The 13,648-nt window shown below is 78.4% G+C and carries 9 protein-coding genes; 6 read left to right on the top strand and 3 right to left on the bottom strand.

The window, feature by feature from the left end; all coding sequences use genetic code 11:
* Together K1J50_RS10010 and K1J50_RS10005 are read right to left on the bottom strand one after the other, a co-directional pair.
* Window positions 1–4,559, bottom strand: a 4,559-nt coding sequence (locus tag K1J50_RS10010; RefSeq protein WP_220117571.1) for a type I polyketide synthase, incomplete at its 3' end; no start/stop codon positions are given.
* Between the two features lie 151 nt (window positions 4,560–4,710).
* Window positions 4,711–6,102 carry a glycosyltransferase family 4 protein gene (locus K1J50_RS10005; protein WP_220117570.1) on the bottom strand — a complete coding sequence of 464 codons (1,392 nt, stop codon included), beginning with the start codon at window positions 6,100–6,102 and terminating at the stop codon, window positions 4,711–4,713.
* 414 nt (window positions 6,103–6,516) lie between these two features.
* Between K1J50_RS10005 and K1J50_RS10000 the strand changes: the two genes are divergently transcribed.
* Window positions 6,517–6,783 carry a hypothetical protein gene (locus K1J50_RS10000; protein WP_220117569.1) on the top strand — a complete coding sequence of 89 codons (267 nt, stop codon included), beginning with the start codon at window positions 6,517–6,519 and terminating at the stop codon, window positions 6,781–6,783.
* A 239-nt stretch (window positions 6,784–7,022) separates the two neighbouring features.
* Here K1J50_RS10000 and K1J50_RS09995 read toward each other — a convergent pair whose 3' ends face one another.
* On the bottom strand, window positions 7,023–8,168 hold the full coding sequence (locus tag K1J50_RS09995) for a trypsin-like peptidase domain-containing protein (RefSeq protein WP_255575155.1): 1,146 nt from the start codon (window positions 8,166–8,168) through the stop codon (window positions 7,023–7,025).
* 181 nt (window positions 8,169–8,349) lie between these two features.
* Here K1J50_RS09995 and K1J50_RS09990 point away from each other — a divergent pair, with 181 nt between their 5' ends.
* The 5 genes from K1J50_RS09990 to K1J50_RS09970 all read left to right on the top strand — a co-directional run bounded on the left by K1J50_RS09990 (window position 8,350) and on the right by K1J50_RS09970 (window position 13,645).
* Window positions 8,350–10,758 carry a heavy metal translocating P-type ATPase gene (locus tag K1J50_RS09990; protein WP_220117568.1) on the top strand — a complete coding sequence of 803 codons (2,409 nt, stop codon included), beginning with the start codon at window positions 8,350–8,352 and terminating at the stop codon, window positions 10,756–10,758.
* On the top strand, window positions 10,755–11,147 hold the full coding sequence (gene cueR / locus K1J50_RS09985) for a Cu(I)-responsive transcriptional regulator (protein WP_456304557.1): 393 nt from the start codon (window positions 10,755–10,757) through the stop codon (window positions 11,145–11,147). The genes K1J50_RS09990 and cueR overlap by 4 nt, the downstream gene beginning before the upstream one ends.
* Window positions 11,144–11,344 carry a heavy-metal-associated domain-containing protein gene (locus K1J50_RS09980; RefSeq protein WP_220117567.1) on the top strand — a complete coding sequence of 67 codons (201 nt, stop codon included), beginning with the start codon at window positions 11,144–11,146 and terminating at the stop codon, window positions 11,342–11,344. Before cueR ends, K1J50_RS09980 begins: the two co-directional genes overlap by 4 nt.
* Before the next feature lie 147 nt (window positions 11,345–11,491).
* Window positions 11,492–12,526, top strand: a complete 1,035-nt coding sequence (locus K1J50_RS09975; RefSeq protein ID WP_220117566.1) for an NAD-dependent epimerase/dehydratase family protein — start codon at window positions 11,492–11,494, stop codon at window positions 12,524–12,526.
* 63 nt (window positions 12,527–12,589) lie between these two features.
* A complete protein-coding gene (locus K1J50_RS09970; RefSeq protein ID WP_369413568.1) occupies window positions 12,590–13,645 on the top strand; it encodes a dihydrodipicolinate synthase family protein in 1,056 nt (351 codons plus the stop codon).
* Window positions 13,646–13,648 lie beyond the last annotated feature (3 nt).

Raw genomic sequence — 13,648 nt, 5'->3', positions numbered from 1 at the left:
CCCCCGGCGTCGCGCAGCAGGGCGCCGCCCGGGCCGTCGCCCTCCCACCAGGCGGGGTCCTGGCCGCAGGCGAAGTCCCACACCCGCCCGGCCAGCGGCTCGGCGAGCAGCAGCGCCGCGCCGGGCGCGGCGGCGTGGCGCCGCACGGCCTCCAGCAGCGCCGTCGCGTTCCCTCCGCCGCCGGCCGCGAGCGCCGCGCCGAGGCCGAGGATCAGGTCGGCCGGCCCGCAGGCCGGGGCGCCGTCGGCGCGCAGCGGGTCCCAGGTCTCCCGGGCGAATTCGACCCCTCCGGCGGGGCCGGACAGCGGGGCGGTGGCGCGCGCGCCCGCCGCCGCCCCGCCGGTCGCGGTGTAGAGCACCCGCCGCCCGCTGCGCCGCAGCGCCGCGAGCGCCTGGCGCGTCAGCACGCCCGCCCCGCCGGCGCCGAGCTCGAGCACCCGCAGCGGCCGCTGCTCCGGCCAGGCCGCGGCGTGCGCCGCGACCGCGGCGGCGAGCACCGCCGCCAGCCGCGCGAAGCCGCCGCCGTCGGGCGGCGGCATCCCGGCCGCCTCCGCCGCGGCCGCGCCGGGCCGCAGCGCCGCCGGCAGGCGCTCCGCCGCGCGCGCGAGCCAGGCCAGCTCGTGCGCGAGCTCCGGCTGCTCGGCCAGCACCGAGCGCCAGATCTCGACCGCCGGCGGCAGCGGCGGGCCGAGGTCGAAGCGCCATCCCGCCGCGCTTCCCTCCGCCTTCGCGGCCAGCCCCTGGGCGGCGAGCAGGCGCAGCAGCGCGCGCTGGTAGGGCGTGACGCCGAGCGGCGCGCCGGGCGGCAGGGCGGCGAAGGCCGCGTGTGCCGCCGAGGCGGCGAAGCCTTCGAGCAGCAGCGCCGTCTCGCCGAGGTCGCGCGCGGCGTCCGCGGCGCGTGCGGCGGCGAGCGCGGCGGCGAGGTCCGGTCCCTGCGGCGTCTCCGCCGCCGCGGGCAGCAGCGCGACGCGGAACAGCCCCTCCGCCGCGGCGGCGCGCGGGCCGAGCGGCAGGCGCTGCAGCCACAGCCCCTCGATGCAGGCGATGGCCTCGCCCGCGGCGTCGCGCAGCACCAGATCGGCGGCGAGGAAGCGGGTGCCGCGCCGGCCGAGCGCGATCCCGGCGCTGGCGATGGGGGCGGCGCCGCGCGTCGCCGCCACGCGGCCGAAGCGCACCGGCACCAGCGCCTCCCCTTCCGTCGCGGCGTGCCCGGCGAGCAGTCCGACCAGCCCCTGCAGGGCGCCGTCGAGGCGCACCGGATGCAGCGTCCAGCCGGCATCGGCGGGCGCCGCCTCCGGCCGGCGCAGCACGGCACGGGCGCGCTCGCCCGCGGCGTCCACCTCGACCCGCTCGACCGCCTGGAAGGCGGGGCCGTACTCCAGGCCGCAGCGCGCGGCGAGCCGCACCACCTCGGCCCCCGCGACCACCCGCGCCGGGGCGAAGCGGTCGGCGGTCGCGGCCGCCGCCGGCAGGCGGGGCAGGGCGGCGAGGCGGCCGCAGGCGTGCAGCGTCCAGCCCTCCTCCGACAGCCGCCGACGGCTCGCCAGCGCGAAGCCGCCTTCGCCGTCGAGGGTGCAGCGCAGCTCGCGCGCCCGCGCCGCCTCCAGCGGCAGGGCCCGCAGGATGCGGAACTCCGCCACCTCGAGCGCCGCCGCCTCCGGCGCCCGCGCCGCGATCGCGGCGAGCGCCATCTCCACCATCGCCGCCGCCGGCAGCACCGGCTCGCCGCGCAGGCGGTGATCGGCGAGCCAGGGCTCGGCCTCGGTGTCGAGAGTGCGGGTCCAGACGAGCGCCGGCTCGGCGCCCGCCTCGCGCCAGCCGAGCAGCGGGTGCTCGCGCGTCGCCTCGGTGAGGCGGCGCGACTCCACCGTGGCGGGGAACCAGACGGACGTGCGCTCGAACGGCGTCTTCGGCAGGGCGCGCCGCTCGGCCGGGCCGGCGAAGCCCGGGCCGCTGCGCGGGTCGGCGCCGCGCGCGAAGGCGCGGTCGGCGATGGCGGGGAAGGGATCGGCGCCGGGCGGGTCGCGGCGCGAGAGGGTGGCGAGCACCGCGCACTCCCCGGCGGCGTCGCGCAGCGATTCGCGCAGATAGCCCTGCAGCACCGGGTTGGGGCCGATCTCGAGGAACAGGCGCGCGCCGGCGCCGGCGGCGGCGCGCGCGGCGTCGAGGAAGCGCACCGGCTCGCGCAGGTTGCGCCACCAGTAGGCGGGGCCGCACGCCTCGCCGGCGAGCGCCGCGCCGGTGACGGTGGAGACGAAGGGGATCGCCGCCGGGCGGGGCGCGAGCCCGGCGAGGTCGGCGAGCAGCCCCGGCCGCACCGGCTCCATCGCCGCCGAGTGGAAGGCGTAGTCGAGTTCGAGCGGGACGAGGCTCCAGCGCCGCCGCTCCGCCTCGGCTCCGAGGCGCGCGAGCGCCGCCTCCGGCCCGGCGAGGGTGAGCGCGGCCGGGCCGTTGATCGCCGCGATCTCGAGGCCCGGGCCGCACGCCGCCAGCACCGGCGCCGCCGCCTCCGGCGTGGCGCCGCCGAGCGCGGCCATCCGCCCCGCTCCGCGCGTCGCGTGCTGGTGGCGCGAGCGGGCGACGATCAGCCGCGCCGCCTCCGCAAGGTCGAGGATGCCGGCGCACCACGCCGCCGCCACCTCGCCCACCGAATGGCCGAGCACGAGCGCGGGCGCGATGCCGTGCGCGCGCAGCGCCGCGACGATGCCGACCTGCACGGCGAACAGCAGCGGCTGGGCGAGGTCGGTGCCGGCGAGCGCCTCGGCCGTCACGCCCGCCTCGAGCAGCGCCAGCGGCGAGACGCCGAGCCGCGGGGCGAGGGCGGCGTCGGCCTCCGCCACCCCGGCGCGGAAGGCGGCGGAGGCGGCCAGCGCCTCCCGCGCCATGCCGGCCCATTGCGCGCCGTTGCCGCTGAAGACGAAGGCGACCGCGCCGCGCACGGCCGTCCCGTGCGCGACCCCGGCGCCCGCCCGCCCCTCCCGGCGCCAGGCGGCGAGGGCGGCGGCGAGCGCCGCCCCGTCGCCGCCGCGCAGCGCGAGGCGGTGGGCGAACAGGCCGCGGTGCCGCGCCGCGCCGCGCTTGAGCGCCGCGACCCGCGCCGCGTCGGCGCCGGCGAGCACGGCTTCCCAGCGCTCGGCGAGCGCCCGCAGCGCCCCGGCGGAGCGGGCCGAGAGCAGCAGCGGCGGCTCCGGCGCCTCCGGCGCGGCGGCGGCCTCGCGCGCCGCGCGGCGGCGGCGCGGCGCCGGGCCGAGCAGGGCGGTGGCGTTGGTGCCGCCGAAGCCGAAGCTGTTCACCCCCACCACCGCGTCGGCACGGCGCGGCAGCCGCTCCGCCGCGGTGGCGACGCGCAGGCCGAGCGCGGCGAAGTCGATCGCCGGATTGGGCGTCTCGCAATGCAGCGAGGGCGGGATCGCGCCGTGCTCCAGCACCAGCATCGCCTTGAGCAGCCCGGCCATGCCGGAGGCCGCCTCGAGGTGGCCGATGTTGGTCTTGACCGAGCCGATCGGCAGCGGCGTGCGCCGGTGCCGGCCGATCGCCGCGCCGAGGGCGCCGGCCTCGACCGGGTCGCCGGCCGGCGTGCCGGTGCCGTGCGCCTCGAAATAGACGAGGCGGTCCGGCGCGACGCCGCTCGCGGCCAGCACCTCGGCGAGCAGCGCCGCCTGCGCCTCCCCGCTCGGCAGCGACAGGCCGACGGTGCGCCCCGCCGCGTTCACCCCGCTGCCGAGCAACACGGCGCGGATCGCATCGCCGTCGGCGAGCGCGTCGCGCAGGCGCTTCAGCACCACCACGCCGGCGCCCTCGGCCCGCACGTAGCCGTCCGCCCGGGCGTCGAAGGCGCGGCAGCGCCCGGTGGGGGAGAGCATGCCGGCCATCGAGAAGCCGATGAAGCCGTAGGGGCTGAGCAGCATGCTGACGCCGCCGACCAGGGCGGCGGCGAGGCGCGGATCGTCGCGCAGCGCCCGCGCCGCGAGGTGCAGCGCCACCAGCGAGGAGGAGCAGGCGGTGTCCACCGTCTGCGCCGGGCCGTGCAGGTCGAACGCGTTGCTCAGCCGGTTGGCGAGGATGGACAGCGCGTTGCCGGTCATCTGGTAGCGGTCGGCCGCGGCCGGGTCGGCGAGGCGCAGCTCGGCGTAGTCGGTCGAGGAGCCGCCGACGAAGACGCCGACCCGCTGCCCGGCGACCCGCTCGGCCGGCCAGCCGGCGTCCTCCAGCGCCTCGGCCGCGACCTCGAGCAGGAGGCGCTGCTGCGGGTCCATCTCCTGCGCCTCGCGGGGCGAGAGGCCGAAGGCGGCGGCGTCGAACATGCGGGCCGCGTCCTCGCCGCCGACCGGGTCGAGCACGCCGGCGGCGAAGGTGTAGCTCCGCCCCGGCTCGCCGCGGCGGGGGTGGAAGAAGCGCGCCTGGTCGAAGCGGCCGGGGGGCACGGTGCCGACCGCGTCCCGCCCCGCGGCGAGCAGGCGCCAGAAGGCGTCGAGGTCGGACGCGCCGGGCAGGCGGCAGGCGGCGCCGACGATGGCGATCGCCTCGGCGGCGCGGCGGAGGCGGCGCGGGACGGTCATGCGGAGGAGGGCGGCTCGCCGCGGGCAGGGGGGCGGCCCGGCGCCCGAGCCCTCCGGCGTGGCGCCGCCGACCGGCTCGCCGCGGGCAGGGGGGCGGCCCGGCCGGCGCGGCGACCGCGCCCGGCGGGAGGAAGCGGATCTCACGCTTTCGTCATGGCACACCGGCGTTGCCGGCGGCAACCGCCGGGGCCGTGGCCGCCGCTGACGCTGCCGGGCGCAGGCGGCCGCCGCCCGCCCAGGCGATCGCATCGGCGCGCGCTGCCGAGCCAGCGGCGCGGGCGCCGTCGCGCGACGCCACGATCCGCGCCAGCAGTTCCTCTACGCGCGCGAAATGATCCGCCCAGCGCGGCGGCCGCCAGTGCCGCAGCCGCTCGAGCTGCGCGGCGCGCGCCGCGGATCGCGCATCGGCGTAGTCGAGGATCGCCCTTGCCCAGCCGGGTCCGTCCAGCGGATCGAGGTAGTCCGGCGCCGTCCCGCCGACTTCGCGCAGCGCCGGGATGTCGCTGGCCAGGGCCGGCGTGCCGAGCGCCAGCGCCTCCGCGAGCGGCAGGCCGTAGCCCTCGGCGAAGCTCGGGAACAGCAGGGCGCGGGCGCTGCGCAGCAGCCGCAGGACGGTGTGGTCCGTGGCCGGCCCGACCTCCTCCACCAGGCCGCGCAGCGCGGTGCAGCGGTCGAGCAGGTCGAGGACGTTCTCGTTCTCCCAGCCGCGCCGGCCGATCAGCAGCAGGCGCGGCGCGTCCGGCCCGAGCCGGGCGGCGAAGTCGCGCCAGAGGTGCAGCAGCAGCAGGTGGTTCTTGCGCGGCTCGATGGTGCCGAGGGTGACGAAATAGGGCGGCCCGGGCCGCTCCTCCGGCGGGGGCGGCGGCAGGCTCGCCCCGGGGCGGGCCGGGGCGAGCCCGAGGCCGAGCGGGGCGACGGCGACCGGCGGCGGGCCGCCGCGGCGGATCAGGTGCGGGCGCAGCGCCGCCTCGGTGGCGGCGGAGTTGACGATCACCCCGTCGGCGAGCGCGCCGACGGTCGCCAGCCGCCGCAGGTGCCGCTCGGCCTCCCCGGGCCGGCCGTATTCGGGGTAGGCCGCCGGGATCAGGTCGTGCACCAGGGGCACGAAGGCGACGCCGGCCCGGCGCAGGCGGGCGATCGCCGCCTGCCGTTCGAGCGCGCGATGGGAGACGGAGAGCAGCACGCACGGCCGGTGCGGCGTCGACCGCACCAGGCGGCGCAGGGCGCCGCGGCCGAGCCCCGCGAGCAGCGCCGCCTGCGCCATCGCGCCGGTCCGCGCCGCCCGCCGCTGCGCCCGCGCCAGGACGGCGGGCGGGCCGGCGCCTGCCCAGAGCTCCTCCAGCGCCGCGAGCATGGCCTGCACGGTCCGGCGCGGGACGGCGGCGAAGTCGCCCCAGGCGCCGAGGCCGACGAAGCCGACCCGATCCGGCTCTGCAGCGGCGAGCCAGTGGCGGGCATAGGCGGCCTCCACCCGGTCGATCCCGGACGGGGCCTGCCGCTGGCCGCAGCTCAGCAGCCTGGAGACGTCGAGCAGAACATGCACGGCTGGCGCTGCCTCGATCGGGATGGACCTCGGGAGCAGTCTGCCCGCGATTATCAACTCCAGGTTGCCGCCCGGGGCGCGATGCGGAGGCGCGCACGCCGTCCCGCATGCCGCGGGTCCGGCAGCCCTCGTTCCCCATCAGCGCGGCGGCGATTCGGCGACGCCCGAAATGATCGCGAAATCGTGAGGGGCTGTCAATGAAGTCCTTGGCCGGGGGGCGGCAATCGTCCCCTGTCGAAAGGCAGGATTGACAACGGTCCTGTTCTTCTCCGGGCGGTTGCCGCCGTTCTTCTTCCGGCGGTTGCCGGCGCGCCCGCCCGCCGGTCCCGGCGTCCGCCCGCGGCCTGGCCGGGCGCGGCTTCACCGCGGCTTAACCGCGTCCCGCGCAGCCTCGCCGCGGAGGCCGAGGCGCGCATGGACGGCGACCCGACGCTGCTGCAGCTCGTCGCCCGCACCGCGGCGGCGTACCTGAGGGTCGTGCTCGCCGATCCCGACACCGTCCGGCGCATGGTGTCGCCGGGGCTCGTCGCCGCCATCCTCGGCACCGGGGTGTCCCACGCCCTGGGGCTGCGGGAGGCCTACCGCAGCTACGCGATGCGCCTCGCCTTCAACGGGGCGATGGTGGTGCTCTTCTACCTGGTGCCCACCCTGCGGCTGGCGGCGGCGCGCCTCGGGCTCTAGAACGGATCGCGGACGACTGGAAGCAGCCGGCGCGGCGGCGGCCGAACGGGTTCACGCGCCGGAACCGTCGCCGCGCGCACCGCCGCGGGGGAACGGCTCTGGCGCGGAACGCGGAGCGCCGGAAACAGCCGGGAGCGCGAAGTCCGCTCGACCGGCAACGCGCCGTTGCCGCGCGTCCGGCCGGGCGGAAACCGCTCGGCAGGCAAGGCAGGGGCGGCCGCCGCGCAGGGTCCGGCCGCTCAGCGCTCGCAGCGGAGGAACACGGTGCTCGGATGCGCCGCCTCGCCGACTTCGGCCGCGCTCCGCTCCGGCCCGCGGCTCTCGGCGAGCCGCGGCGTCACGCCGGCGCGGCGCAGGAAGTCCAGCGCCTCCGTTCCCTTCACCGCGAAATTCACGTTCTGCGGGATGTCGCCCGTGAATTGCGCCACCCGCTGGGCGTTCAGCTTGCTCACCACCACCCCGACCACGTGCCCCAGGCGGTCGAGCAGCGGCCCCCCGGAATTGCCCGGCTGCACCGGGGCGCTGATCTGGAACTGCTGCGGATTGTCGCGCAGCCCGGCGAGCGCGCTGACCTCCCCCGTGGTCAGGGTCGGACCCGAGGACAGCAGGCCGGAGAGCGGAAAGCCGTAGGTCACCACGCCCTCGCCGCGGCGCACCGGCGGCGCGGCGCGGAAGGCGAGCGGCGGGCCGGGATCGCCCGGCACGGCAAGCAGCGCGAGGTCGCGCTGGCGGTCCACCTGCGCCGGCGGCACCGCGGCGAGCAGGCGGTTGTCGGCGGTGCGCACCAGCACCCGGTTGCAGTCGGCGATCACGTGCTGGTTGGTCAGCACCCGGTCGCGCGCCACCACGAAGCCGGTGCCGGAGGAGGCCCGCGCGTTCGGATTGATCCGCACCGGGCCGGGCGCGGGCGCGGCGGAAGCGCCGGGCGGCGGCGCCGGCGGCGGGGGCGCGGCCGCCATCACCTGCGCCGGCTCCGCGACCAGGGTGCGATTGGCGCAGATGTCCTGGTCCATCAGGCGCGCCTCCCGCCCGTCGGCCAGGACCAGCCGGATGTCGAAGCGGCAACCGGCCCGCTCGCCCGGCCGGATCAGGAAGACGCGGTCCGGGGCGAGCGGCCGCTCCAGCAGGTTGCGGCCCCACTCGCCGCGGCCGCTGCGCACGGCGTGCAGCGCCGTCACCTCCTGCCCGGTGCGGTTGACGATGCGGAACGGCTCCCGCTGCGCCTGGCCCGCCCCCTGGCCGGGTGGGGGTGCGGCGGCCGGCTGCGCCCCGGCCGGCGACGGCGGCACCGCGGCGGCGACCAGGGCCGCTCCGGCCAGCAGCGGCGCGACGAGGGCGGGCAGCGGCGGCATCGAACGGCGCGAAGGCGACATGGCGCGCGGCATGTCGGGCAGCCGTTGCGCCAAGTCAATGCAGCCGTCCGCGGACCGCCCGCCGGCGGGACTTGCGCCCGATCAAGGCGGCGCCGGCGCCGCGGCGGTCCCCTGCCCGGCGCGGCGCCCTCCGCCGCCGCCTTGACCTTCCCATTGTGGGAACCCCCATCTGGGCCTGCAGAGGAGCCCCCGCATGCCCGAAGCCCCCCTGACCCCGACCGGATCGCGGCTGGTCCTGCCCATCGCGGGCATGACCTGCGCGAGCTGCGCCGGCCGCATCGAGCGGGCGCTCCTCCGCGTGCCGGGCGTGGCCGAGGCCCATGTCAACCTCGCCGCCGAACGGGCCGAGGTCGTCGGCACCGCCTCCGCCGCCGCGCTCGCGGAGGCGGTGCGAGCGGCCGGCTACACGGTGCCGGAGGCGGTCTTCATCCTGCGCCTCGGCGGCATTACCTGCGCGAGCTGCGCCGGGCGCGTCGAGCGCGCGCTCCTCCGCGTGCCGGGCGTGATCGAGGCGCGCGTCAACCTCGCCGCCGAGACGGCGCGGGTGCGCGCCGTCGCCGGCACGCCGGAGGCGTCGCTGGTCGCCGCCGTGGAACGCGCCGGCTACCAGGTGCTCGGCACCGAGGGCGGCGGCGCGGCGGCGGAGGCCGAGGGCGCGGCGCGGCTCGCGCGGGAACAGCGGCAGCTCCTCGCCGCGGCGCTCCTCACCGCGCCCTTCCTCGGCGGCATGCTCGGGACGCTGCTTGGCCGCGACTGGATGCCGGGGCCGTGGTGGCAGCTCGCGCTCGCCACGCCGGTGCAGTTCTGGCTCGGCGCGCGCTTCTACCGCGCCGGCTGGGCGGCGCTGCGCGCCGGCACCGGCAACATGGACCTGCTGGTCGCGATCGGCACCAGCGCGGCCTGGGGGCTCTCGGCCTGGCTGCTGCTGACCAGCGGGCCGCATCACGGTCCGCAGCATCACGGCCTCTACTTCGAGGCGAGCGCGGTCGTGATCTTCTTCGTCCTGCTCGGCAAGCACCTCGAGGCCCGCGCCAAGCGCGCGACCGGGGCGGCGATCCGCGCGCTGCTCGCGCTGCGCCCGCAGACCGCGCGCCGGCTCGACGCCGCCGGCATGGAGACGGAGGTCCCGGTCGGCCTGCTGCGCCCGGGCGACCGCGTGGTGATCCGCCCCGGCGAGCGCATCCCGGTGGACGGCCGCGTGCTCGAGGGCCGCTCCGGCGTGGACGAGAGCGCGCTGACCGGCGAGAGCCGGCCGGTCGAGAAGGACCCCGGCGATGCCGTCGCCACCGGCACCGTCGCCCTCGACGGCCGCCTCGTGGTCGAGGCCACCGCGGTCGGCGCCGACACCACCCTCGCCCGCGTCGCCGCGCTGGTCGAGGCCGCGCAGGCGAGCCGCGCCCCGGTGCAGCGCCTGGTGGATCGCGTCAGCGCCGTCTTCGTCCCGGTGGTGGTGGCGATCGCCGCGCTGACGCTCGCCGGCTGGCTGCTCGCCGGCGCCGGCGCGGAGCGGGCGGTGCTGAACGCGGTCGCGGTGCTGGTCATCGCCTGCCCCTGCGCCCTCGGCCTCGCCACGCCGGCGGCGATCATGGCCGGCACCGGCGCCGCCGCGCGCGCCGGCATCCTGGTCCGCGACGCCGAGGCGATCGAGCGCGCGGGTGACGTGACCCTGGTCGCCTTCGACAAGACCGGCACCCTGACCGAGGGCCGGCCGCGCCTTGCCGCCGTGCATCCGGCGCCGGGCGTGACGGAGGCCGAGGCACTCGGCCTCGCCGCCGCGCTGCAGGCGGGCAGCGAGCATCCGCTGGCGCGCGCGGTGCTGGAGCGGATGTGCCCCGCCGCCCCGGCGGAGCAGTTCCGCGCCCTGCCCGGGCGGGGCGTCGAGGGCGCGGTGGCCGGGCGGCGGCTGCTCCTCGGCAGCGAGCGGCTGCGCGCCGAACGCGGCGCCGACCCCGCTCCCGCGCTCGCCGCCGCGGCGGCGGCGGAGGCGGCGCAGGGGCGCACCCTCTCCTGGCTGATCGAGGACGGCGCGGCGCCGCGCGTGCTGGCCCTCCTCGCCTTCGAGGATGCGCCCAAGCCGGGCGCCGAGGCCGCCATCGCCGGGCTCAAGCGGATGGGCGTGCGCGTGGCGATGATCTCCGGCGACAGCCGCGCGGCGGCGGAGGCGGTGGCGCGCCGCCTCGGCCTCGACGACGTCGCCGCCGAGGTGCTGCCGGCGGACAAGGCGGCGCGCGTCGCCGCCTGGCGCGCCCAGGGGCACCGCGTCGCGATGGTGGGGGACGGCGTCAACGACGCCCCCGCGCTCGCCGCCGCCGATCTCGGCATCGCCATGGGCACCGGCACCGACGTCGCGATCGAGGCCGCCGGCATCACCCTGCTGCGCGGCGATCCCGCGCTGGTGCCGGCGGCGCTCGAGGTGACGCGGCGCACCCTGCGCAAGATCCAGCAGAACCTCGCCTGGGCCTTCGCCTACAACGTCGTCGGCCTCCCGCTCGCCGCGCTCGGCCTGCTCTCGCCGGTGCTGGCGGGGGCGGCGATGGCGCTGTCCTCCGTCTCGGTGCTGACCAACGCGCTGCTGCTGGCGCGCTGGAGGCCGCATCCATGATGACCATCGGCGAGGCGGCCGCCGCCTCGGGCGTCTCCGCCAAGATGATCCGCCACTACGAGACGGTCGGGCTGCTCCGGCCGCACCGGGCGGCGAACGGCTACCGCGTCTACGCGGACGCCGACATCGCCGTGCTGCGCTTCATCCGCCACGCGCGCGACCTCGGCTTCCCGCTGGAGAAGGTGCGGCGGCTGCTCGCGCTGTGGCGCGACCGCAACCGCAGCAGCGCCGAGGTGAAGCGGCTGGCGCTGAGCCACGTCGAGGCACTGGAGGCGAAGGCCGCGTCGCTGCGCGCGATGGCGGCGAGCCTCCGCCAGCTCGCCGAGCACTGCCACGGCGACGAGCGGCCCGAATGCCCGATTCTCGACGAGCTGGAGAAGGCCCCATGATCGAACTGAAGGTGGAAGGCATGAGCTGCGGCCACTGCGTGAAGGCCATCACGCAGGCGATCCGGCAGCGCGATCCGAAGGCGGAGGTGCAGGTGGACCTCGCCGGCGGGCGGGTGCGGGTGGAGACGCGCCTGCCGCGCGCCGAGGTGGTCGCGGCGGTGGAGGAGGAGGGCTACACGGTTCCGCCGCAGGGCTGAGCCGCGCCGGCGCCGCGCCTGCGGCCGCCCTGCGCCGCCGCCCCTCGCGGTCCCTTCCCGGCTGGGCCGGCCCGGCCCCGCGGCGGTTGCCGGGAGCGGGCGGCGCGGCGATGCTCGCCGCCCGAGAGGGACGGTAAGGAGGGAGTCATGGACCGGGACGCCGCCTGGCCAGAGCGGATCGCCGACGAGGAGGCGCTCGAGGAGGTGCTGAGCCGCCCCGACGCGGCGCTGCGCGCCGACCTCGCCGCCGTGCCGGGCGACCTCCTGGTGCTCGGCGCCGCCGGCAAGATGGGGCCGACGCTCTGCCGCCTGGCGAAGCGCGCCGACCCGGCGCGGCGGGTGATCGCGGTGGCGCGCTTCTCCGAGCCCGGGCTGCGCGAGCGGATGGAATCCTGGGGCGTGGAGTGCCGCGCCGCCGACCTGATGGACCGCGCCGCCCTCGCCGCGCTGCCGGAGGCGCCGAACGTGGTCTTCATGGCGGCGCGCAAGTTCGGCTCGACCGGCAACGAGCCGCTGACCTGGGCGATGAACGTGCTGCTGCCGGCGATGGTGGCGGAACGCTTCGCCGCCGCGCGCATCGTCTTCTTCTCCACCGGCAACGTGCTGCCGCTGGTCCCCGTCGCCTCCGGCGGGGCGGACGAGGGGGTGGCGCCGGCGCCGGTCGGCGACTACGCCGCCTCCTGCCTCGGGCGCGAGCGGGTGTTCCAGCACGCGGCGGCGACCCGCGGCACCGCCTGCGCCGGCATCCGGCTGAACTACGCGGTCGAGCTGCGCTACGGCGTGCTGCACGACGTGGCGGCGAAGGTGCGCGACGGCATCCCCGTGCCGCTCGCCATGGGCCACGCCAACGTGATCTGGCAGGGCGACGCCAACGCCTGGGCCTTGCGCGCGCTGCGCCACGCCGCGCCCGCCTGCCCGGTCCTCAACGTCACCGGGCCGGAGACGGTCGCGATCCGCTGGCTGGCCGAGCGCTTCGGCGAGCGGCTCGGCCGCGCCCCGGCGTTCGAGGGGGCGGAGGCGCCGGACGCGCTGCTCTCCAACGCCGCGCGGGCCTTCCGCTGCTTCGGCTATCCGCGGGTGCCGCTGCTGCGGATGGTGGACTGGGTGGCGGACTGGGTGGCGCGCGGCGGGCGGACGCTCGGCAAGCCGACCAGGTTCGAGGTGCGGGACGGGCGGTTCTGAGACGGCGTTGACAGGGCGCGGCGGCGGGGGGACGAAACGCGCGGAGCGGCCGGGGAGGGAGAGGTGCTGCGCTGGAGCGACTGGCCCGCGGGGATGCTGGAGCGGCTGCGCGAGGGCTGCGTGATCCCGGCGCATCCGCTGGCGCTGACCGCGGAGCGGAAGCTGGACGCGCGGCGGCAGCGGGCGCTGTCGCGCTACTACCTGGACGCCGGCGCGGGCGGGCTCGCCGTCGGCGTGCACACCACGCAGTTCGCCATCCGCGAGGCCGGGCTCTACGAGCCGGTGCTGCGCATCGCCGCCGAGGCCGCGGCCGAGCGCGGCGGCACCGCGATCCTGGTCGCCGGCGCGATCGGCCGCACCGGGCAGGCGGTGCGCGAGGCGCGGATCGCGCGCGGCCTCGGCTACCACGCGGTGCTGCTCTCGCTCGCCGCCTTCCGCGGCGCCTCCGAGGACGAGATGATCGCCCACTGCGAGGCGGTGGCGCGCGAGATGCCGCTGTTCGGCTTCTACCTCCAGCCCGCGGTCGGCGGGGTGCCGCTGCCGGCGAGCTTCTGGCGGCGCTTCGCCGCGATCGAGAACGCCGTCGCGATCAAGATCGCCCCCTTCAACCGCTACGCCACGCTCGACGTGCTGCGCGGCGTGCTGGAGGCGGGGGCGGAGGAGCGCATCGCCCTCTACACCGGCAACGACGACCACATCGTCGCCGACCTCCTCACCCCCTTCGCGCTGTGCCACGACGGGCGCGAGGTGGTGCTCCGGATCGTCGGCGGCCTGCTCGGCCACTGGTCGGTCTGGACCAGGGCCGCGGTGGACCTGCACGCGCGCTGCCGCGCCGAGGGGCGGGGGCTGACGCTGCCCGCCGGCCTGCTCGCGCTCGATGCGCAGGTGACGGAGATGAACGCCGCCGTGTTCGACGTCGCCAACGGCTTCCGCGGCGTGATCGCCGGCTGCCACGAGGTGCTGCGCCGCCAGGGGCTGCTCGAGGGCACCTGGTGCCTCGACCCGGAGGAGGGCCTCTCGCCCGGCCAGGCGGCGCTGATCGAGGCGGTGGCGCGCCGCTACCCGCAGCTCACCGACGACGCCTTCGTCCGCGACAACCTGCACCGCTGGCTTTCCTGAGGA

The organism is Caldovatus aquaticus, from assembly GCF_019458025.1.
In the GTDB taxonomy this organism is placed as follows: Bacteria; Pseudomonadota; Alphaproteobacteria; order Acetobacterales; family Acetobacteraceae; genus Caldovatus; species Caldovatus aquaticus.
The sequence above is the reverse complement of the archived record's forward strand: the minus strand, read 5'-3'. Positions and strand labels throughout refer to the sequence as shown.